Source organism: Pseudomonas sp. efr-133-TYG-5, assembly GCF_030209175.1.
In the GTDB taxonomy this organism is placed as follows: Bacteria; Pseudomonadota; Gammaproteobacteria; order Pseudomonadales; family Pseudomonadaceae; genus Aquipseudomonas.
The window spans coordinates 355,281-374,761 of sequence record NZ_JARVSM010000007.1 but is presented as its reverse complement, the minus strand read 5'-3'; the positions used below and the strand labels follow the sequence as shown (position 1 = coordinate 374,761).

The 19,481-nt window shown below is 63.2% G+C and carries 20 protein-coding genes and 1 pseudogene; 15 read left to right on the top strand and 6 right to left on the bottom strand.

Annotated features, from left to right (window positions below; all coding sequences use genetic code 11):
• Positions 1-11 precede the first annotated feature (11 nt).
• Together QRN70_RS23795 and QRN70_RS23790 are read left to right on the top strand one after the other, a co-directional pair.
• Positions 12-764, top strand: coding sequence for a GntR family transcriptional regulator (locus QRN70_RS23795; protein ID WP_285420328.1), 753 nt, complete (start codon positions 12-14; stop codon positions 762-764).
• Between the two features lies 1 nt (position 765).
• Positions 766-1,329, top strand: a complete 564-nt coding sequence (locus QRN70_RS23790; RefSeq protein ID WP_285420327.1) for an NUDIX hydrolase — start codon at positions 766-768, stop codon at positions 1,327-1,329.
• A gap of 121 nt (positions 1,330-1,450) precedes the next feature.
• Here QRN70_RS23790 and QRN70_RS23785 read toward each other — a convergent pair whose 3' ends face one another.
• The gene (locus QRN70_RS23785; protein ID WP_285420326.1) at positions 1,451-1,747 is read right to left on the bottom strand and encodes a DUF1330 domain-containing protein; all 297 of its coding nucleotides are present in this window, start codon (positions 1,745-1,747) and stop codon (positions 1,451-1,453) included.
• A gap of 69 nt (positions 1,748-1,816) precedes the next feature.
• Between QRN70_RS23785 and ribBA the strand changes: the two genes are divergently transcribed.
• The 5 genes from ribBA to QRN70_RS23760 all read left to right on the top strand — a co-directional run bounded on the left by ribBA (position 1,817) and on the right by QRN70_RS23760 (position 7,222).
• A complete protein-coding gene (gene ribBA, locus QRN70_RS23780) occupies positions 1,817-2,926 on the top strand; it encodes a bifunctional 3,4-dihydroxy-2-butanone-4-phosphate synthase/GTP cyclohydrolase II (RefSeq protein WP_285420325.1) in 1,110 nt (369 codons plus the stop codon).
• Between the two features lie 338 nt (positions 2,927-3,264).
• The gene (locus tag QRN70_RS23775) at positions 3,265-4,290 is read left to right on the top strand and encodes an ABC transporter substrate-binding protein (RefSeq protein ID WP_285420324.1); all 1,026 of its coding nucleotides are present in this window, start codon (positions 3,265-3,267) and stop codon (positions 4,288-4,290) included.
• Entirely contained in the window at positions 4,287-5,234 is a 948-nt protein-coding gene (locus QRN70_RS23770) for an ABC transporter permease (protein WP_285420370.1), read from the top strand. Before QRN70_RS23775 ends, QRN70_RS23770 begins: the two co-directional genes overlap by 4 nt.
• A 6-nt stretch (positions 5,235-5,240) precedes the next feature.
• Positions 5,241-6,050, top strand: a complete 810-nt coding sequence (locus tag QRN70_RS23765; RefSeq protein WP_285420323.1) for an ABC transporter permease — start codon at positions 5,241-5,243, stop codon at positions 6,048-6,050.
• Positions 6,051-6,067: 17 nt separating this feature from the next.
• Positions 6,068-7,222, top strand: coding sequence for an ABC transporter ATP-binding protein (locus QRN70_RS23760; protein WP_285420322.1), 1,155 nt, complete (start codon positions 6,068-6,070; stop codon positions 7,220-7,222).
• A gap of 127 nt (positions 7,223-7,349) precedes the next feature.
• Here QRN70_RS23760 and map read toward each other — a convergent pair whose 3' ends face one another.
• On the bottom strand, positions 7,350-8,141 hold the full coding sequence (gene map, locus QRN70_RS23755) for a type I methionyl aminopeptidase (protein ID WP_285420321.1): 792 nt from the start codon (positions 8,139-8,141) through the stop codon (positions 7,350-7,352).
• On the bottom strand, positions 8,138-8,365 hold the full coding sequence (locus tag QRN70_RS23750; RefSeq protein ID WP_285420320.1) for a ParD-like family protein: 228 nt from the start codon (positions 8,363-8,365) through the stop codon (positions 8,138-8,140). The genes map and QRN70_RS23750 overlap by 4 nt, the downstream gene beginning before the upstream one ends.
• 292 nt (positions 8,366-8,657) lie before the next feature.
• Here QRN70_RS23750 and QRN70_RS23745 point away from each other — a divergent pair, with 292 nt between their 5' ends.
• The 6 genes and pseudogenes from QRN70_RS23745 to yecR all read left to right on the top strand — a co-directional run bounded on the left by QRN70_RS23745 (position 8,658) and on the right by yecR (position 14,742).
• Positions 8,658-9,593 carry a Ppx/GppA family phosphatase gene (locus QRN70_RS23745; protein WP_285420319.1) on the top strand — a complete coding sequence of 312 codons (936 nt, stop codon included), beginning with the start codon at positions 8,658-8,660 and terminating at the stop codon, positions 9,591-9,593.
• Positions 9,594-9,854: 261 nt separating this feature from the next.
• Complete coding sequence (locus QRN70_RS23740) at positions 9,855-11,231, top strand: pyridoxal-phosphate dependent enzyme (RefSeq protein ID WP_285420318.1); 1,377 nt, start codon at positions 9,855-9,857, stop codon at positions 11,229-11,231.
• Positions 11,228-12,406 carry a cystathionine gamma-synthase gene (locus QRN70_RS23735; RefSeq protein WP_285420317.1) on the top strand — a complete coding sequence of 393 codons (1,179 nt, stop codon included), beginning with the start codon at positions 11,228-11,230 and terminating at the stop codon, positions 12,404-12,406. The genes QRN70_RS23740 and QRN70_RS23735 overlap by 4 nt, the downstream gene beginning before the upstream one ends.
• Positions 12,407-13,515: 1,109 nt before the next feature.
• A pseudogene (locus tag QRN70_RS27730) lies at positions 13,516-13,782 on the top strand (hypothetical protein); the annotation flags it as partial.
• Positions 13,783-14,066: 284 nt separating this feature from the next.
• Positions 14,067-14,381 carry a hypothetical protein gene (locus tag QRN70_RS23725; protein ID WP_285420315.1) on the top strand — a complete coding sequence of 105 codons (315 nt, stop codon included), beginning with the start codon at positions 14,067-14,069 and terminating at the stop codon, positions 14,379-14,381.
• Between the two features lie 52 nt (positions 14,382-14,433).
• Positions 14,434-14,742 carry a YecR family lipoprotein gene (gene yecR, locus QRN70_RS23720; protein ID WP_285420314.1) on the top strand — a complete coding sequence of 103 codons (309 nt, stop codon included), beginning with the start codon at positions 14,434-14,436 and terminating at the stop codon, positions 14,740-14,742.
• A gap of 1 nt (position 14,743) precedes the next feature.
• Here yecR and QRN70_RS23715 read toward each other — a convergent pair whose 3' ends face one another.
• Positions 14,744-16,369, bottom strand: a complete 1,626-nt coding sequence (locus QRN70_RS23715) for an ATP-binding response regulator (protein ID WP_285420313.1) — start codon at positions 16,367-16,369, stop codon at positions 14,744-14,746.
• A 115-nt stretch (positions 16,370-16,484) separates the two neighbouring features.
• On the opposite strand from QRN70_RS23715, the gene QRN70_RS23710 reads away from it, so the two are divergent.
• Entirely contained in the window at positions 16,485-17,090 is a 606-nt protein-coding gene (locus tag QRN70_RS23710; RefSeq protein ID WP_285420312.1) for a LuxR C-terminal-related transcriptional regulator, read from the top strand.
• A gap of 7 nt (positions 17,091-17,097) precedes the next feature.
• Here the strand turns inward: QRN70_RS23710 and QRN70_RS23705 are convergent, their stop codons facing one another.
• On the bottom strand, positions 17,098-17,373 hold the full coding sequence (locus QRN70_RS23705) for a DUF2798 domain-containing protein (protein ID WP_285420311.1): 276 nt from the start codon (positions 17,371-17,373) through the stop codon (positions 17,098-17,100).
• A 131-nt stretch (positions 17,374-17,504) separates the two neighbouring features.
• On the opposite strand from QRN70_RS23705, the gene QRN70_RS23700 reads away from it, so the two are divergent.
• Complete coding sequence (locus QRN70_RS23700; RefSeq protein WP_285420310.1) at positions 17,505-18,425, top strand: LysR family transcriptional regulator; 921 nt, start codon at positions 17,505-17,507, stop codon at positions 18,423-18,425.
• 57 nt (positions 18,426-18,482) lie between these two features.
• Here the strand turns inward: QRN70_RS23700 and QRN70_RS23695 are convergent, their stop codons facing one another.
• A complete protein-coding gene (locus tag QRN70_RS23695; protein ID WP_285420309.1) occupies positions 18,483-19,481 on the bottom strand; it encodes a bile acid:sodium symporter family protein in 999 nt (332 codons plus the stop codon).

Genomic DNA, 19,481 nt, shown 5'->3' with positions numbered 1-19,481 from the left:
GAGCGGACCCCATGAAACGCCTGCCACTCGACGACAGCTTCAAGGTCAATCGCAACCCCGTTACCCTGCGCGAAATCGTGCTGGATAAACTGCGAAGCGCCATCATGAACTTCCAGCTCCTGCCGGGCGATCGCCTGGTCGAGCGCGATCTGTGCGATCGCCTGGGCGTCAGCCGCACGTCGGTGCGTGAGGCCTTGCGTCACCTCGAGTCCGAAGGCCTGGTGGAGTTCGCCGACGCCAAGGGCCCGCGCGTGGCCATCATCACCCTCGCCGATGCGGTCGATATCTATGAGCTGCGCTGCGTGCTCGAAGGGCTGATCGTGCAGCTGTTCACCCTGCGCGCCAAGGCCAAGGACATCAAGGCCCTGGAAAAAGCCCTCGAAGAGAACCGCAAGGCGCTCAAGGACGGCGAGTTGCAACAGGTGATCGACTCGGTACAGGGCTTCTACGACGTGCTGCTCGAAGGCTCCGGCAACCATGTCGCGGCCACGCAGCTGCGCCAGTTGCAGGCGCGCATCAGCTACCTGCGGGCGACCTCGGTGTCGCAGGAAAATCGGCGCGGCGCGAGCAACCAGGAAATGGAAAAAATGGTCGAGGCGATCAAGAGCGGCGATGCACTGGCGGCGCACCAGGCCTGCGTCGATCACGTGCGGGCAGCGGCTGCCGTGGCCCTCGACTACCTCAAGCGCAAACAGGAAGAGACCGGCGCCACGCCGAACATCACCCTGCCCATCGCGCTGAAAGAACCGCGCATAGGTCACTGACATGTTCAGCCCGAGCTTTTGCCCGAAGTGCGGCGGCCCTGACCTTGGTCAGCAGGTCCCGCCGGGCGATACGCACGAGCGCCTGATGTGCCGCGCCTGCGGCTACATCCACTACGTCAATCCAAAGATCATCGCCGGCTGCATCATCGAGCAGGACGGCAAATACCTGCTGTGCCAACGGGCAATCCCACCGCGTCCGGGCACCTGGACGCTGCCGGCCGGCTTCATGGAAAGCGGCGAGACCACCGAACAGGCCGCCCTGCGCGAAGTCTGGGAAGAAAGCGGCGTGCGCGCGGAAATCCTCTCGCCGTACTCGATCTTCAGCGTGCCGAAGATCAGCGAGGTGTACATCATCTTCCGCGCCATCGCGCTGGAGATCACCGGCCAGTTCGGCCCCGAGACCATGGACTACAAGTTCTTCGCCCCCGAAGACATCCCGTGGGACAAGATCTACTACCCGGCGATCCGGCAGATCCTCGAGCGCTATATCGAGGAACGCCAGGCTGGCGTCTATGGCATCTACATGGGCAATGACGACAGCGGCAAGATTCACTTCATCCGCTGAGAATCACACTCCCCCTGTGGGAGCGAGCCTGCTCGCGAAGGCGTCGGGTCAGTCGATACCGATGTTGAATGAACGACCGCTTTCGCGAGCAGGCTCGCTCCCACCGTTTTAGCGGTGTTGCTTAAATGGGGGCGATGCCCTCAACGATGATGATCTCAGCCCTCGCCCAATCCTCGCGATAACGCTTCGCCTCCTGATACGCCGCCGAGTGGTAGCACGCCACGGCCTTCTCATAGCTGTCGAACTCGATCACCACGCTACGCTGCGGTGTAGCCCTGCCCTCCAGCGCCTCGCTGCGCCCGCCCCTGGCCAGAAACTTCGCGCCGAACGCGGCGAACGCCTGCGGCGCGCGTTGGGTGTATTGGCTGTAGTGCTCAGGATCGCTGATGTCCACGTGGGCAATCCAGTACGCCTTCATAGTGACCTCTCGGCTGATTTTGTATTATGGTATACCAATATTATTTCCAACGAACCCTGAGAGTCCAGCATGGCCTTCAACAGCATTGAAGAAATCCTCGAAGATTACCGTCTCGGCAAAATGGTGTTGCTGGTCGATGACGAAGATCGCGAAAACGAAGGCGACCTGCTGCTGGCCGCCGACTGCTGCACACCCGCGGCGATCAGCTTCATGGCCCGCGAGGCGCGCGGCCTGATCTGCCTGACCCTGACCGACGAACACTGCCAGCGCCTGGGCCTGGAGCAAATGGTGCCGAGCAACGGCAGCGTGTTCAGTACCGCGTTCACCGTGTCCATCGAGGCTGCGGTTGGCGTCACTACCGGCATTTCCGCCGCCGACCGCGCCCGCACGGTAGCCGCCGCGGTGGCCGCGGATGCGCGCGCCGAAGACCTGGTGCAGCCCGGGCACATCTTCCCGTTGCGCGCCAAGGAAGGCGGCGTGCTGACCCGCGCCGGCCACACCGAGGCCGGCTGCGACCTGGCGCGCCTCGCCGGCTTCACCCCGGCTTCGGTGATCGTCGAGGTGATGAACGACGACGGCACCATGGCCCGCCGCCCGGATCTGGAAGTGTTTGCGCGCAAGCACGGGATCAAGATCGGCACCATTGCCGACCTGATCCACTATCGCCTGAGCACCGAACACACCATCGAGCGCATTGGCGAACGCGAATTGCCAACGGTGCATGGCACCTTTCGCCTGATCACCTTCGAGGACCGCATCGAAGGCGGCGTGCACATGGCGATGGTCATGGGCAATCTGCGCCGCGAGGAACCGACGCTGGTGCGTGTGCATGTGATCGATCCGCTGCGCGATCTGGTCGGCGCCGAGTACAGCGGGCCGAGCAACTGGACGCTGTGGGCGGCGCTGCAACGGATCGCGGCCGAGGGCCATGGCGTGGTCGTGGTGCTGGCCAACCATGAGTCGTCGCAGGCGTTGCTCGAGCGCGTGCCGCAACTGACCCAGCCGCCGCGGCAGTTCAGCCGGTCGCAATCGCGGATCTATTCCGAGGTTGGCACCGGGGCGCAGATTCTGCAGAACCTCGGGGTCGGCAAACTACGCCACCTCGGCCCGCCGCTGAAATATGCCGGGTTGACCGGGTATGACCTGGAAGTGGTCGAGAGCATCCCCTTCACCGAGTAACGCTGCCCTCCCTATAGAGACCGATACATCCTTTACCCATCAGACCTGTAACCCCTGTCGCCGGTCTCAAATGTAAAGGATGTACCCGGTCTTTACCCACGGGCGGCGTACCGATGAGGGTTGGATCTAACCTTTCCTCTGCATCTCTCAAACCAAACACCTGAAAAAAATCCTCAACCGCCAGATAACCGGTAAGGCAAAGTGCTTGCACAAAGTTTGGAATACCATAATATGATATTCCATAGACCGGACAGACTGACACGCTTGTCCATCTACTGCTCCCGACAGGCGGGCAACAACGCAAGCCCGCTCAAAAACACAACAATGAGGGCGTAAAAATGGTGTTGAACAAAGCTGCAACCGCGATCTTTCTTGCGGGACTGCTGAGCGTGACCGGCCAGGCCGCGGTGGCTGCCGAGAGTGTGAACTTTGTCAGCTGGGGCGGTAGCACCCAGGATGCGCAGAAGCAGGCCTGGGCCGATCCGTTCAGCAAGGCCAGCGGCATCACCGTCGTGCAGGACGGCCCGACCGACTACGGCAAACTCAAGGCCATGGTCGAAAGCGGCAACGTGCAGTGGGACGTGGTCGATGTCGAAGCCGATTTCGCCCTGCGCGCCGCCGCCGAAGGCCTGCTCGAACCCCTCGATTTCAAACAGATCCAGCGCGACAAGATCGACCCGCGTTTCGTCAGCGACTACGGCGTCGGCTCGTTCTTCTTCTCCTTCGTCCTCGGCTACAACGAGGGCAAGCTCGGCGCCAACAAGCCGCAGGACTGGAGCGCACTGTTCGACACCAAGACCTACCCCGGCAAACGCGCCCTGTACAAATGGCCGAGCCCCGGCGTACTCGAACTGGCCCTGCTGGCCGACGGCGTACCGGCCGACAAGCTCTACCCGCTGGACCTCGACCGCGCCTTCAAGAAACTCGACACGATCAAGAAAGACATCGTCTGGTGGGGTGGCGGCGCGCAGTCGCAGCAACTGCTGGCCTCCGGTGAAGCGAGCATGGGCCAGTTCTGGAACGGCCGCATCCACGCCTTGCAGGAAGACGGCGCCCCGGTCGGCGTGAGCTGGAAACAGAACCTGGTCATGGCCGACATTCTGGTCGTGCCGAAGGGCTCGAAGAACAAGGACGCGGCGATGAAGTTCCTGGCCAGCGCCAGCAGCGCCAAGGGCCAGGCCGACTTCTCCAACCTGACCGCCTACGCCCCGGTCAACGTCGACAGCGTGCAGCGTCTGGACTCGACGCTGGCCCCTAACCTGCCGACTGCCTACGCTAAGGATCAGATCACTCTTGATTTCGCATACTGGGCCAAGAACGGTCCGGCCATCGCGACACGGTGGAACGAATGGCTGGTCAAATGAAAATGGCGGCCACGGTGTCCCGTCCCTCCACTGCCACCGGGAGCGCCCTCAGCGCTGCCGGTTCGGCCGAAGGAAAAAAGGCGACTGCAATGGCGCAAGCCCCGTCCCTCAAGCAACGCTGGCGCGGCGCCGGCAATCTTGCCCCGGCGCTGTTGTTCCTCGGCCTGTTCTTTCTCGCGCCGTTGATCGGCCTGCTGTTGCGCGGCGTGCTGGAACCGGTGCCGGGCCTTGGCAATTATGAGCAGCTGTTCGCCAACTCGGCGTACGCACGGGTGTTGTTCAACACTTTCTCGGTAGCCGGGCTGGTCACGATCTTCAGCCTGTTGCTGGGCTTTCCGCTGGCCTGGGCGATCACCCTGGTGCCGCGCGGCTGGGGGCGCTGGATCCTCAATATCGTGCTGTTGTCGATGTGGACCAGCCTCCTCGCCCGCACCTACTCGTGGCTGGTGCTGCTGCAGGCTTCGGGGGTGATCAACAAGGCGTTGATGGCCATGGGCATCATCGATCAGCCGCTGGAAATGGTGCACAACCTGACCGGCGTGGTGATCGGCATGAGCTACATCATGATCCCGTTCATCGTCCTGCCGTTGCAGGCGACCATGCAGGCCATCGACCCGATGATCCTGCAGGCCGGTTCGATCTGCGGGGCCAGTCCGTGGACCAACTTCTTTCGCGTGTTCCTGCCGCTGTGCCGGCCGGGCCTGGCGTCGGGCGGCTTGATGGTGTTCGTGATGTCGCTCGGTTACTACGTGACCCCGGCGCTGCTGGGCGGGGCGCAGAACATGATGCTGCCGGAGTTCATCATTCAGCAGGTGCAATCGTTCCTCAACTGGGGCCTGGCCAGTGCCGGCGCCGCGTTGCTGATCGTGATCACGCTGGTGCTGTTCTACCTATACCTGAAGCTCCAGCCGGAATCCCCGGTTGGCGCCAGTAACGCGAGGTAAGCCGAGATGCTCCTGACTCCCAACGCCATGAGCCGGCGGCTGCGCTTCGGCCTGTATGCCACCACCGGGCTGATCGCACTGTTCCTGCTGCTGCCGATCGTGTTCATCGTCCTGCTGTCGTTCGGTTCGTCACAATGGCTGGTCTTTCCGCCGCCGGGCTGGACGCTGAAGTGGTACGGCCAGTTCTTCTCCAACGCCGACTGGATGAGCGCGGCGCTGGCCAGCCTCAAGGTCGCGGTGCTGACCACGCTGTGCGCCGTGGCCCTCGGCCTGCCGACTGCATTCGCTCTGGTACGCGGGCGTTTCCCCGGTCGGGAAATGCTCTACGGCCTGTTCACCCTGCCGATGATCGTGCCGCTGGTAATCATTGCCGTGGCGGTGTACGCGCTGTTCCTCAAGCTCGGCTACACCGGGACGATGTTCGCCTTTGTCGTCAGCCACGTGATCGTCGCGTTGCCGTTCACCATCATCTCGATCATCAACTCGCTGAAGCTGTTCGACCAGTCGATTGAAGACGCGGCGGTGATCTGCGGGGCGTCGCGCCTGCAAGCGGTGTTCAAGGTGACCTTTCCGGCGATTCGCCCGGGGATGGTCGCCGGCGCCCTCTTCGCCTTCCTCGTTTCGTGGGACGAAGTGGTGCTCAGCGTGATGATGGCCAGCCCGACCCTGCAAACCCTTCCCGTGAAAATGTGGACCACCCTGCGCCAGGACCTGACGCCCGTGATCGCCGTCGCCTCGACGCTGCTGATCGGCCTGTCGGTATTGGTCATGGTGATCGCCGCCGCCCTGCGCCGGCGCAACGAAATCAGCGCCTGAGCGCCCAGGAGTACGACATGAGTGCCGTGATCAAAGACGCATCCCAGCAGAACGACAAACCCCTGGTCAGCCTGCGCAACCTGAACAAGCACTACGGCGACTTTGCCGCCGTGGACAACATCTCGCTGGACATCAAGGACGGTGAGTTCCTGACGTTCCTCGGCTCCAGCGGCTCGGGCAAAAGCACCACGCTGTCGATGCTCGCCGGTTTTGAAACGCCGAGCAGCGGCGAGATCCTGGTCAACGGCCAGTCGCTGGTCAACGTGCCGCCGCACAAGCGCGACATCGGCATGGTGTTCCAGCGTTATTCGCTGTTCCCGCACCTGTCGGTGCGCGACAACATCGCCTTCCCGCTGGCAATCCGCAAACTGGCCGCCGCCGAACGCGAAAAACGGGTCGACGCCATGTTGAAACTGGTCCAGCTCGAACAGTTCGCCCACCGGCGCCCTTCACAACTGTCCGGCGGCCAGCAGCAACGGGTCGCCATCGCCCGGGCACTGGTCTACGAGCCACGCATTCTGTTGATGGACGAACCGCTCGGGGCCCTGGATAAAAAACTGCGCGAGGACTTGCAGGACGAACTGCGCCAGCTGCATCGGCGCCTGGGCATCACCATCGTCTACGTGACCCACGATCAGGAAGAAGCCATGCGCTTGTCGCAGCGCATCGCAATTTTCAGCCACGGCAAGATTGTCGGCCTGGGCAGCGGCTATGACCTGTACCAGAACCCGCCGAATGCCTTCGTGGCGTCGTTCCTCGGCAACTCGAACTTCCTCAAGCTCAAGGCCCAGGGCAATGCGGCGGCGAGTTTCGAGGGGCAGTCGTTGTCGATTCGGCTGACCGCCGGATTGCAGACCGATCAGGACGTGCTGCTGATGGTGCGCCCGGAAAAAGCGGTGGCGCTGAGCGTGCCGCAGGCCAGCGTAGAACCGCTGGCAGCGGGCTGGAATGAGGTGTCGGCGCAGGTTGTGGAAGTGCTGTTCCTTGGCGAAAGCCAGACCTGCAGCGTGGTCACTGCGGGAGGGACGTCGATGACGGTCAAAGCATTGTCCGCCGCCGGCATGCCGCTCAAGGCGGGCGATCCGGTGCGAGTGCGCTGGGCTACGGCGGACGCTTGCGTCTACACCGAGTGGGCTGAAAGCGATCTCAACAAAGCGGCCGGCGCCCACTGATATACCCCACGCAATACACCTCCCTGTGGGAGCGGGCTTGCTCGCGAAGAGGCCAGTACACTCAATATTAATGTTGAATGTGCTGACGTCTTCGCGGGCAAGCCCGCTCCCACAGGCATCTCAGTGTTCAGACGATAGGGGTGAAACCTTGCATTTCGTCCGGCCACGCCGTGAGGATTTCGAAGCCCGTCTCGGTCACCGCCACCATGTGCTCCCACTGCGCCGACAACGAGCCATCCTTGGTCCGCACCGTCCAGCCATCGGGCATGTTTTTCACATGGCGCTTGCCGGCATTGAGCATCGGTTCGACGGTAAAAATCATCCCCGCCTTCAACTTCATGCCCTGGTTGGGAAAGCCGTAATGCAAGATCTGCGGCTCATCGTGATAGACCTTGCCGATGCCATGGCCGCAATACTCGCGCACTACGCTGAAGCCTTCCTGCTCCGCCAGACTCTGGATCGCATGGCCGATATCGCCCAGTGTCGCGCCCGGCTTCACCATGCGGATGCCGGCGCACATGGCCTCGTAGGTGGTTTTGATCAGGTGTTGCGCCTCGGGCGACGCCGTGCCGACCACGTACATGCGGCTGGTGTCGCCGAACCAGCCGTCCTTGAGCACGGCGATATCGAGGTTGACGATGTCGCCGTCCTCGAGCGGAGTGCCCGCAGGAATGCCGTGGCAGACCACGTCGTTGACCGAGGCACACACCGTTTTCGGAAAGCCGTGATAACCGACGTTGGCCGGAATCGCTTTCTGCACGTTGACGATGTAGTCGTTGCACAGCCGGTCAAGCTCATCGGTGGTCACGCCGGCCTTCACATGCGGCACCAGCATCGCCAGCACCTCAGCGGCGAGTTTGCCGGCAGCGCGCGACTGGGCGATTTCGGCGGGGGTATTGATCTTGATCTGGTTTCTCATGCGCCGACGGCTTCCTGAGTCAGTTGGTGCAGGTCCAGCCCGCCATTCTGTTCGGCGCGGATCAGCAAGCGGCAGATGGCGCTGTGGTCGAGGTTGGGGTGCAGCTCGGCGAGCATGCCGATGCGCATCCAGTGCTCGGCCTGCGCGTTGATCGAGCGGCTGAGCGCGTTGCTGGAGATGCGCAGGTTCTCGTGCATGTCTTCTGAAATCTTTACGATGCCCATGGTTGAATCCGATACGAAGTGTATATGGTTCGTATATTAGTCGGGCAACCGGCAGGATTGCAAATTTTGCGCGGCAGCAAATCGCAGGCAAAAAAAAGCTGCCGAAAACGGCAGCGAAAATCATGAAAAGCACGCGATGTATTGAGGGCAAGTATGCGCGCCGAATAATGACAGTGTCGTGACAGCGCTGATTCATTCAACCGCCCCTGCCGCGTCATCAGGATGTCATCAACTCAACGGCAGAATCCTCGCAAACCGTCTCGCGTCTCGACGGATGCTTGCAAGGACTCCCATGAAAGAACATGCCCCGCTGTTTGCCGCCATCGACCTCGGTTCGAATGCCTTTCGCATGATGATCGGCCAGTCGGTTCGCAGCAGGAAGGGCTTCATGATTCAGGAAGTGAAAACCTTGCGCGAACCGGTGCGGCTGGCCGAAGGTTTCGACGGCGGCGCGCTCGACGAGATGGCACTGGATCGCGGCTGGCAGGCAATGGCGCGGTTCGGCAAGAAACTGCGCGGCTTCGAGGCCGGTCGAGTGCGCGCGGTGGCCACCAGCGCGGTACGCGAGGCGGACAACGCTCGGCTGTTCCTGTCCAGCGCCGAACGCCACCTGGGCTTTCGCATCGATGTCATCGATGGGCACGAGGAGGCTCGCCTGGTCTACGCCGGCGTGGCTCACACCCTGCCGGGAGCCGACGACATGCGCCTGGTCGTCGATATCGGTGGCGGTTCGACCGAGCTGATTCTCGGCCAGGGCGCACAGCCGCTGCTCACCGAGAGCATTGCCATCGGCAGCGGTACGCTCGGCACGCGCTATTTCCCCGATGGCCGCCTCTGTGCCGGCGCACTGCAGGAAGCCGAGCGCGTGGCGATCCTGCAGTTCGAAAAAGTCGCCCGGCGCTATCGGGCGCAAGGCTGGCAGCAGACCATCGGTTCGTCGGGCACCGCGCGCATGCTCGCCAAAGTGCTCAAGGCCAATCGCCTCAACGATTTCGGCCAGGACGGCATCACCTATGGCGGTTTGTTGCGCTTGTCGTTGCTGCTGCTGAAGGTGAACAGCGTGCGGCACCTGCAACTGGCAGGGCTGCAACCGCACCGGCAGAGCATCCTGCCGGGTGGACTGGTGCTGATGCTGGCCGCCTTCAAGGTGTTCGGCATCGCGCAGATGGTGCCCTCCGAACCGGGGTTGCGCCTGGGCGTGCTGCACGGCCTGATGAGCAATCACTAGGCCGTTTGCCCTGCAGGATATTCAGCCGCAGAGCAAGCGGCTGAGCGCCACGAAGACGCCCTTTCAATCGTCAATGACGCCTCGCTGTAAACACGCTGCAACCCCCCTCTCACGCTCGCCGATTTCGTTCTATGGTTAGATCGAAATGGCAGAACTTGCGGCCGACTAAAGGTTGCGACGGCGGATGTCTGAGCCTATGTTGCACGCGAGCTTTTCCCCCGCGATTGGAACGCGATCCATCACCATACAAGAGGTGAAGAAATGTCGAAGGATTCACGCCCTGCCGTACTTGGGCTGATAGGCAACACACCGCTGGTACAAGTCACCCGCTTCGATACCGGCCCGTGCACACTGTTTCTCAAACTCGAATCGCAGAACCCCGGCGGTTCGATCAAGGACCGCATCGGTCTGGCGATGATCGACGCGGCTGAACGCGACGGACGCCTGCAACCGGGCGGCACCATTGTCGAGGCAACCGCCGGCAACACCGGCCTGGGCCTGGCCCTGGTCGGTCGCGCCAAGGGCTACCGCGTGGTCCTGGTGGTGCCGGACAAAATGTCCACCGAGAAAGTCCTGCACCTCAAGGCCATGGGCGCCGAGGTGCACATCACCCGCTCCGACGTCGGTAAAGGCCACCCCGAGTATTACCAGGATGTCGCCGCACGCCTGGCCAAGGACATTCCCGGGGCGTTTTTCGCCGACCAGTTCAACAACCCCGCCAACCCGCTGGCCCATGAATGCAGCACCGCGCCGGAAATCTGGGCGCAGACCGAACATGACCTGGACGCCATCGTCGTCGGCGTCGGTTCGGCCGGGACGCTGACCGGTCTGAGTCGTTTCTTCAAACGGGTACAACCCGATCTGGAAATGGTCCTGGCCGATCCGGTCGGTTCGGTGATGGCCGAGTACAGCCGCAGCGGCGTCATGACCACGCCCGGTTCCTGGGCCGTCGAAGGCATCGGCGAAGACTTCATCCCGTCGATCACCGACCTGTCCAGTGTGCGTCATGCCTATTCGATCAGCGACGAAGAAAGCTTCGACCACGCCCGCCAGTTGCTCAAGGCCGAGGGCATTCTCGGCGGCTCGTCGACCGGCACCCTGCTCGCCGCCGCGCTGCGTTACTGCCGCGAGCAGACCGAGCCGAAACGCGTGGTCAGCTTCGTCTGCGACACCGGCACCCGCTACCTGTCGAAGGTCTACAACGACCAGTGGATGACCGATCAGGGCCTGTTGCAGCGCAAGGGCTACGGCGATCTGCGCGATCTGATCGCACGGCGTTTCGAGGACGGCAAAGTGGTCAGCGTCGGCCCGGACGACACGCTGCTGACCGCGTTCCAGCGCATGCGCCTGGCGGATGTCTCGCAACTGCCGGTGCTGGTGGAAGGCAAGCGACTGGTCGGCGTGATCGACGAATCGGACATTCTGCTCGGCGTGCACGAAGACGCCGCGCGCTTCAGTCAACCGGTCGCCAGCGCGATGACCGACAAGCTGCAGACACTCGCCCCTGGCGCCACGCTGGCCGAACTCGAATCGGTACTCGGCAGCGGCCTGGTGGCCATCATTGCCGACGCCTCGGGCTTCCATGGCCTGATTACCCGCGTCGACATGCTCAACCAGTTACGGAGATCCCTCGCATGAGCCAGCACGACAAGAACGCCCCGCCGCAGGGCTTCGCCACCCGCGTGATCCACGCCGGCCAGACGCCGGACCCGACCACCGGCGCGCTGATGCCGCCGATCTACGCCAACTCGACGTACCTGCAAGACAGCCCCGGCGTGCACAAAGGCTTCGACTACGGCCGCTCGCACAACCCGACCCGCTTCGCGCTGGAGCGCTGCGTGGCCGACCTGGAGGGCGGCACCCAGGCGTTCGCGTTCGCCTCCGGGCTGGCGACGATTTCCACCGTGCTCGAACTGCTCGATGCCGGCTCGCACGTGGTGTCCGGCAATGACTTGTATGGCGGCACCTTCCGCCTGTTCGACAAGGTGCGCCAGCGCAGTGCCGGGCATCGCTTCAGCTTCGTCGATCTGACCGACCTCTCGGCCTTCGAAGCGTCGTTGCAGGACGACACGCGCATGGTCATGGTGGAGACGCCGACCAACCCGCTGCTGAGCCTCTGCGACCTCGCCGCGATCGCGCGCATCTGCCGCGCCCGCGGCATCATCAGCGTCGCCGACAACACGTTCGCCAGCCCTTACATCCAACGCCCGCTGGAGCTGGGTTTCGACATCGTGCTGCACTCGACCACCAAGTACCTCAACGGCCACTCCGACGTCATCGGCGGCATCGCCGTGGTCGGGCAGAACGCCGAGCTGGCCGAGCGCCTGGGTTTCCTGCAGAACGCCGTCGGCGCGATTGCCGGGCCGTTCGACGCCTTCCTCACCCTGCGCGGGGTGAAGACCCTGGCGTTGCGCATGGAGCGTCATTGCAGCAACGCCCTGGAGCTGGCGCAGTGGCTCGAGCAACAGCCGCAGGTCAAGCACGTTTACTACCCGGGGCTGCCATCGCATCCGCAGCATGAATTGGCCAAGCGCCAGATGCGCGGCTTCGGCGGAATGATTTCCCTGGATCTGAACAGTGATCTGGGCGGCGCCCGACGCTTCCTCGAAAACGTCAGGATCTTCGCCCTCGCCGAGAGCCTGGGCGGCGTCGAAAGCCTGATCGAGCATCCGGCAATCATGACCCATGCCACCATTCCGGCGCAGACCCGGGCGAAGCTGGGGATTGGCGATGGCCTGGTGCGGCTGTCAGTGGGTGTCGAGGACGTCGAGGATCTGCGCGCCGACCTGGCCCAGGCCCTGGCCAGCATCTGACCGACAAGAACGACAAAGCCCGCACGAAGCGGGCTTTGGTGTTCGAGTAGGCGGCCAGCGCTGGTCTCTGGCTTACGAGGTTTATCGGGACTCCCACAGTACAGGCATGTGCTCTGCTGCTTCACACGGCGTAAGGGCTGGATCTCAGCGCGGAGATCTTTCTAACCGTGTACCCTTCGGAGCGCGCCCCACGCGCCCTCGCTATCCGCTTGCGCATCAGTCTGCGTCTTCACCTACATTCTTGAGCCTAGCAAACGCACGGCGATCCGCCTCCCGGCAGTTAGACCGATTTTTTTCTAGCACCGGGCCGCAAGGAAGCTAACCGACTATCGCCGACGCGCTCACGCCCCGTGTGCCCGGCGAATCGCCGACTACACTTTTCTGTTGGCTATCGCGATTTGATGCAATACGTCGACACCCGCGTACCTCGCCGTGCGCCCGTGCCAATCGCCCATCTGGTTAATCCCGGGCCAACGCGCCCTGCCGTCGACAACCCCTGACCGGCAGCGCTCGGATGTCATGGCCACCGGGTCATGGAGAAAATCATGAAGCACAAGCTTTGGTCAGGCGTCGTCCTGGCGGTTGCGGCAACGGTGGTGATCCCTGGTGTCTGGGCGGCACAGCCGCAGGCATTGGCGTCCGACGGCGCCGATCATGTGGGCGCCGGAACGGTTGCGGCGGATGGTTCGGATCGAGTAGGTGCGGGTGCCGTTGCGGCTGATGGTGCGGATCGTGTCGGCGCTGGGGCTGTTGCGGCTGATGGCGCGGATCGTGTCGGTGCTGGTGCAGTTGCTGCTGATGGTTCGGATCGCGTCGGTGCCGGTGCAGTCGCGGCCGATGGTGCGGATCGTGTCGGTGCAGGTGCAGTCGCTGCCGATGGCTCGGATCATGTCGGTGCAGGTGCAGTCGCTGCCGATGGTTCGGATCGTGTCGGCGCAGGGGCTGTTGCGGCTGATGGCGCGGATCGTGTCGGTGCCGGGGCAGTAGCTGCCGATGGCTCGGATCGTGTCGGTGCCGGTGCAGTCGCTGCCGATGGCTCGGATCGTGTCGGCGCTGGGGCGGTAGCTGCCGATGGCTCGGATCGTGTCGGCGCTGGTGCGGTCGCTGCCGATGGCTCGGATCGTGTAGGTGCCGGTGCAGTTGCTGCCGATGGTTCGGATCGTGTTGGTGCGGGTGCCGTTGCGGCTGATGGCGCAGATCGCGTCGGCGCTGGGGCTGTTGCGGCTGATGGCGCAGATCGTGTCGGCGCTGGCGCCGTTGCTGCTGACGGTTCGGATCATGTCGGTGCCGGTGCAGTCGCTGCCGATGGCTCGGATCACGTCGGTGCAGGCGCGCTCGCCGCCGATGGTGCGGACAAGGTGGGCGCCAATCGACTCGCCTACTCGCGCGTAGGTGTCGGCTCCGATCAGGTGGCTTCGGCACTGATGACCGGCAGCTATTCGGATCAATTCAACAACCCGCAATAAACCCCGCTCACTGCGCATCGGGCGGCTGCCGGCAGCCGCCCGACAACTGTCGCACTAGCACATTTGTGCTAATGACCACCCGCCCGCCCGGCGCTATATTCCCTCGCAACCCCCCGACGTTCAGCCACATTGCCAAGGTGCAGTGCGTGGGATCGTCGTGCCTGGAAAAACAACAACAGCAAGGAAGAAACATCATGAAACTGCATCCTACCCTCGGCAAGCTCACCGTCGTCGGCGCCCTGCTCCTCGGCGTTGCCGGTTGCCAGACCGCCAAGCCCACCGAAGCCAGCATGAAAGAGCGCGCGCAAACCGTGATCGGCAAACCGGTCAGCAAAATCGACAACATTCGCAGCGACAGCACCCTGACCTACTACACCGCCTATACACCGGCCGGTGAGTACAACTGCGAGTTGCCCAGCGGCGCGATCATCGCCGTGGCGAGCATGGGCATCATGACGCCGCCGCTCTCCTGCCTGCCGAAAGGCGCATCGCCGATCCCGCTCCAGTGAGCCGGCCCCCTGCCTGTCTGCGACTCTCCACCGGTAAAGGATGACATCCATCATGAAAACACTCATCGCAACACTCACCCTCGCCACCGTGGTGCTCAGCGGTTGCGCCACGCCCAAGCAGTGGGAAGCCACCGGCGGCAGCAAGACGGATGGCGTCGTCCAGGTGTCCTATGAACTGGGTCAGTTCGAGAGTGGCCAGACCTCGGCCGCGCAGGGCCTGGCCACCGCCACCGACCGCTGCAAGGTCTGGGGTTACAGGAATGCCGAGGTCTCGGGCTCGGAGAAAAACATCTGCCGGACCATGGGCCAGTACAACTGCCTGCAGACCACGATTACCCAGGACTACTTGTGTAAGCGTTGATTCAAGCCTGTTCGACCGGCGCAAGGTGCCGGTCGCGCAGGTTGCGCAAGGTCGCGCGCAGCTCGGCCGGGCGTACCGGTTTGGACAGGATGGCAATTTGGCGGTCGTGCAAGGCCGCCTGTATTTTTTCCATGTCATGCCCGGTGATGATCATCGCCGGCACTGCCCAGCCGCGTTGCTGGCGCACCGCGTCGATGCACTCGATACCGGTGCCCTCGGTACCCAGATCGTAATCGGCCACGATGATGTCGCAGTCGGTGATCAGCGCCTGCCCCGTCAGTTCCGCCTGCACCACACAGCCCCAGCGTTCGAGCAACGCGCAGGTCGCCAGCAGCACGTTGCGATCATCTTCCACCAGACACACTTTCAGCCCGGTGAGCATGCCCGCCTGGCGTGCCTCGTCGCGACTGGGCGTCTGCGGTGCGGCCATCACCACGGGCAAGCCATGCAGGATCACCGCCGTACCGTGGCCGAGTCGTGAGCGCAATACGACGTCGACAGCGATCAGTTGCCCCAGGCGCTTGACGATCGACAATCCCAGGCCCACCCCTTCGACATCCTTGTCACGCAACAGGCGCACCCGGTAGAACTCCTCGAAGACCTTGGGCAGGTGCTCCTCGGCGATACCGCTGCCGCGGTCATAAATCTCGATGGCCAGCCCCGCCCCGCGCTTGCGTACACCGATCAGCACCGGGCGTTGCGCACCGTATTTGAAACAGTTGGAAAGCACGTTCTGCACCATGGTGGCCAGCAGCGCCGGATCGGTTCGCACCCAGTGCCGACAAGGCCGCAGCCGCAACTCCACCCCGGCCCAGCGTGCCGCCTCGGCGTTCTGCCGGACCAGGTCGGCCAACCATTCACCGAGTTCCAGCGTCTGCAGCTTGGGCAGCAGCCGCCCGTTGTCGAGGGTGTACAGATCGAGGATCGAACGGAACAGTTGCGATACGTTGAGCAACGAGCGGTCGATGTTGTCCACCAGCCGCCGCTCATCGTCGCCCAGTTGCGACTCGCGCAGGCACGCGGTGAACAAGCCGATGGAGTGGATCGGCTGGCGCAGATCGTGGCTGGCCTGGGCAAGAAACCGCGACTTTTCCAGATTCGCCGCAACGGCCTCCTCCGACGCCTTGCGCGTGCGCTCAAGAAGCAAGTGGGCGTAGAACGGGATCACCGTGCTGGTAATCATCAGCATCAGCACCATGAACGGCTGCGCCTGCCACACCGGGGTCAACCGATAGACAATCATCAGCGCCAGCAACGCCAGCGCCGTGGCGACCGCCAGGTAGCGCGAGCCATAGCGCATGCCGTTGCCGAGATTGACCCAGACCATGACGGCATAAATCGGCAGTGCGGCCTCGCCGCCGACCACCAGGCCGAAACAGGTACCGGTGTAATCGTGGATCATGCCGAAAATGCGCCGGGCCGGGTAATGCCCCGGCCAGCGCACGATGGCCTGGCGTAGCCCGATGGAGACCAGCAGAAACAGGAAAATGTAGGTAATCACCGGCGAGTAGGTATCGAAGCGCTGGCCTGGCAGGAAACCGAGCACGCCCATGTAAACCAAGGCGATACTGGCAATGATGATGCGCAGGTTGGCCTGGTCGAGTTCGGTATTTTTCTCGAACTTCATGGGTAACGTCCTTGTGCCACACTCGTCGGATTGAGCAGCAATCGACAGGCGATGCCTTCGCCCGGTGCTATGGTGCATGCCTTGAAGATTGCCTGACCCAGGGAGGGTTGCCGCCATGGCCTGCCGGATCATCATAGCCGACGATCATCCGTTGTTCCGCGAAGCGCTGCAGCGCACCGTCCAGCGTTTATTGCCGCACGCCCGGATCGATGAGGCCGGCGATCTCGACGCGGTGCTCGCCCTGCTGCCGTGCGGCGACGAGCCCGACACACTGATTCTCGATCTGCGTTTTCCCGGCCTGACCTGCGTCAGCCAGCTCGCCGAACTGCGCCGGCGCTTGCCGCGCACCACGCTGATCGTGGTGTCGATGGTCGATGACGAGGCGCTGATCGGCGACGTCATGGCGGCCGGTATCGATGGCTTCATCGGCAAGAACATCGCCCCGGACGCCATGGGCCAGGCGATCCTGGCGATCCGCGAAGGTGAAGTGCTGGTGAAATTCGCCCCCTCGGGCCTACTGCCTCTGGAAAGCGCTGCCGCGCTCACTCCGCGGCAGCAGGACGTCCTGCGGCTGATCGCCCAGGGCAAGACCAACAAGGAGATCGCCCGCGAACTGGACATCTCGCCGTTCACCGTACGGATTCATGTGTCGTCGCTGCTGCGCACGCTGAACGTACCGTCGCGCGCGGCAGCGGCGGTGAAATATTCCGGATCCTGGTAACCGGGCATCACCGATGCGGGTGCACCGTCAGCGCGACCAGTTTCACCACGATCGGCCGAACCACCAGGATGCACAGGAATGCCACCGGCATCGCCAATTTGTAGGCGTGCAGCACATTACTAAGATAGTCCGTCTCAATCCCGGCGTTGGCCGCTGTGATGACCAGCGACATCAAAAACGCCATGATGGTCGCCATGTACAACGCGAACACGTACGGTGTGGCCCGGGCGGACAGCTTGCGCGGGCGGCAGGTCATGGGTTGCGGGGTGGCTTGCTGATTCATGTCAGTCCTTGTTCTGGTAGGTGGTCAGGCGTCGGGCACCGTAACAAGTCTGCCAATCGGTCACTAGACCAGCGCTCGTGAGCACTTTATAAAGCCAATCTTACGAATCAACGAAACACCGGGATCCGCCAATGAACCTGCTGGGTGCAATCGATTGTTTTATCAAAGTCGTCGAAGCGGGCTCGATTGTCGGCGCGGCGAAAACCCTGGGCATCAGCGCTGCGGCGGTCAGCCAGACGCTCAGCCGCCTGGAAGCCCACCTCAACACGCGGCTGCTGCAACGCACCACCCGCAGCATGGCACTGACCGAAAGCGGCGCGGTGTACTTCGACAAGGTCAAGCGCATCGCCCTTGACCTGGAGTCCGCGCAAAGCGCCATCAGCCACGCGCAGACGCAACTGCAGGGACGCCTGAGTATCGCCTCCACCGCCGCCTTCGGTCGCCACGTCCTGGCGCCGGTCATCGCGGGTTTCGCCGAGCGTTACCCGCAGCTGACACTCGAACTGTCGACCACCGACCGCAAAATCAGTCACCTGCAGGAAGGTGTCGACCTGAGCCTGCGGATCGAGGCGCAGCTGGAAGACGGCATCGTTGCGCGCAAGGTCGCCGCCGTGCCGTTCGTGATCTGCGCCAGCCCCGGCTATCTGCTCAAGGCCGGGCGGCCGAATGCCCCCGAGGATCTGCAGGAGCATGCCTGCCTGGCGTTCCGCTATCCGCTCGACGGTCGTTTTCTGCGGTGGCGGTTTGTCCGCGACGGCCAGCGCTTCGAAGCCGCGATCAACGCCACCGCGATCAGCGACGACATCGATGCCCTGGCGCAAATGGCAATCCATGGCGCCGGCATCACACGCCTGGCCGAATTCGTGGCGGCGCCCTACCTGGCCAGCGGCCAACTGGTCGCGCTGTTCGAACAGCGCGGCGACTCGACCCTGGCCAGTGCCGAGCCCCTGGCGATCTACGCCTGTGTCCAGGAACGCGCGGCCCTCACGCCCAAGGTCAAAGCGTTCATGGATTACTTGCTCGAGCATCTGCAGGCACGCTGGCCGACCTGACGAAGAGCGCTCCCGGCGGCCTGCGCCAGCGGCGCAGGATCGGCGGTTGGCTGCCGATCAGGGATCGACCTGCGCCATCAGTTCCGGCACCGATTCCGGGCGTTTGGCGTAGCGCTGCGCCAGCACCGCGCAGACCATCAGCTGAATCTGATGGAATAGCATCAACGGCAGGATCAGCACGCCGATGGTGCTGCCGGCAAACAGCACCTGGGCCATCGGCACGCCGGTGGCCAGGCTCTTTTTCGAGCCGCAGAACAGGATGGTGATGCGATCTTCCTGACTGAAACCGAAGGCCTTGCCCAGCACCGTCGAGGTCAGCAACACCAGCGCCAGCACGATGCAGCACACCAACACCAGGCCGAGCAATTCGATCAGCGGGATCTGATGCCAGATGCCTTCGTTGACCGCTTCGCTGAACGCGCCGTAGACCACCAGCAGAATCGAGCCCTGATCGACGAATTTCAGCCAGTTCTTGTTGCGGCCGACCCAGGCTCCGATCCAGCGCCGGGCGATCTGTCCGGCAATGAAAGGCAACAGCAATTGCACACTGATCTTGACGATCGCATCGACGGTCGAGCCGCCGTCGCCATGCACATTGAGCAGCAGCGTCACCAGCAAAGGCGTGAGGAAGATGCCGAACAGGCTCGACGCCGCCGCGCTGCAGATCGCCGCCGGAATATTGCCGCGTGCCAGTGAGGTGAAGGCAATTGCCGATTGCACCGTGGCCGGCAACGCGCAGAGGTAGAGCATGCCCATGTACAAAGGGTCACCGATCAACGGCGACAGCAGCGGTTTGAGTGCCAGGCCCAACAGCGGGAACAGCACAAAGGTCAGGCCGAACACCAGCAGGTGCAGGCGCCAGTGGCCGGCGCCGGCGATGATCGATTCGCGCGAGAGCTTGGCGCCATGCAGGAAAAACAGCAGCGCAATGGCGATGTTGGTCAGCCAGCCGAAGCCGACCGCGACCTGGCCGCTGGCCGGCAGGAAACTGGCCAGCAGGACCACGCCGACCAGGGTCAGGGTGAAGTTATCGGGCAAGAAGCGTGGGCGGGTCAT

What these genes read in the sequence shown, in the direction of transcription:
- QRN70_RS23795 (WP_285420328.1), top strand. Translation starts at nt 12, where the DNA reads ATGAAACGCCTGCCACTCGACGACAGCTTCAAGGTCAATCGCAACCCC.
- QRN70_RS23790 (WP_285420327.1), top strand. Translation starts at nt 766, where the DNA reads ATGTTCAGCCCGAGCTTTTGCCCGAAGTGCGGCGGCCCTGACCTTGGT.
- QRN70_RS23785 (WP_285420326.1), bottom strand. Translation starts at nt 1,747, where the DNA reads ATGAAGGCGTACTGGATTGCCCACGTGGACATCAGCGATCCTGAGCAC.
- ribBA (WP_285420325.1), top strand. Translation starts at nt 1,817, where the DNA reads ATGGCCTTCAACAGCATTGAAGAAATCCTCGAAGATTACCGTCTCGGC.
- QRN70_RS23775 (WP_285420324.1), top strand. Translation starts at nt 3,265, where the DNA reads ATGGTGTTGAACAAAGCTGCAACCGCGATCTTTCTTGCGGGACTGCTG.
- QRN70_RS23770 (WP_285420370.1), top strand. Translation starts at nt 4,287, where the DNA reads ATGAAAATGGCGGCCACGGTGTCCCGTCCCTCCACTGCCACCGGGAGC.
- QRN70_RS23765 (WP_285420323.1), top strand. Translation starts at nt 5,241, where the DNA reads ATGCTCCTGACTCCCAACGCCATGAGCCGGCGGCTGCGCTTCGGCCTG.
- QRN70_RS23760 (WP_285420322.1), top strand. Translation starts at nt 6,068, where the DNA reads ATGAGTGCCGTGATCAAAGACGCATCCCAGCAGAACGACAAACCCCTG.
- map (WP_285420321.1), bottom strand. Translation starts at nt 8,141, where the DNA reads ATGAGAAACCAGATCAAGATCAATACCCCCGCCGAAATCGCCCAGTCG.
- QRN70_RS23750 (WP_285420320.1), bottom strand. Translation starts at nt 8,365, where the DNA reads ATGGGCATCGTAAAGATTTCAGAAGACATGCACGAGAACCTGCGCATC.
- QRN70_RS23745 (WP_285420319.1), top strand. Translation starts at nt 8,658, where the DNA reads ATGAAAGAACATGCCCCGCTGTTTGCCGCCATCGACCTCGGTTCGAAT.
- QRN70_RS23740 (WP_285420318.1), top strand. Translation starts at nt 9,855, where the DNA reads ATGTCGAAGGATTCACGCCCTGCCGTACTTGGGCTGATAGGCAACACA.
- QRN70_RS23735 (WP_285420317.1), top strand. Translation starts at nt 11,228, where the DNA reads ATGAGCCAGCACGACAAGAACGCCCCGCCGCAGGGCTTCGCCACCCGC.
- QRN70_RS23725 (WP_285420315.1), top strand. Translation starts at nt 14,067, where the DNA reads ATGAAACTGCATCCTACCCTCGGCAAGCTCACCGTCGTCGGCGCCCTG.
- yecR (WP_285420314.1), top strand. Translation starts at nt 14,434, where the DNA reads ATGAAAACACTCATCGCAACACTCACCCTCGCCACCGTGGTGCTCAGC.
- QRN70_RS23715 (WP_285420313.1), bottom strand. Translation starts at nt 16,369, where the DNA reads ATGAAGTTCGAGAAAAATACCGAACTCGACCAGGCCAACCTGCGCATC.
- QRN70_RS23710 (WP_285420312.1), top strand. Translation starts at nt 16,485, where the DNA reads ATGGCCTGCCGGATCATCATAGCCGACGATCATCCGTTGTTCCGCGAA.
- QRN70_RS23705 (WP_285420311.1), bottom strand. Translation starts at nt 17,373, where the DNA reads ATGAATCAGCAAGCCACCCCGCAACCCATGACCTGCCGCCCGCGCAAG.
- QRN70_RS23700 (WP_285420310.1), top strand. Translation starts at nt 17,505, where the DNA reads ATGAACCTGCTGGGTGCAATCGATTGTTTTATCAAAGTCGTCGAAGCG.
- QRN70_RS23695 (WP_285420309.1), bottom strand. Translation starts at nt 19,481, where the DNA reads ATGACCCGCCCACGCTTCTTGCCCGATAACTTCACCCTGACCCTGGTC.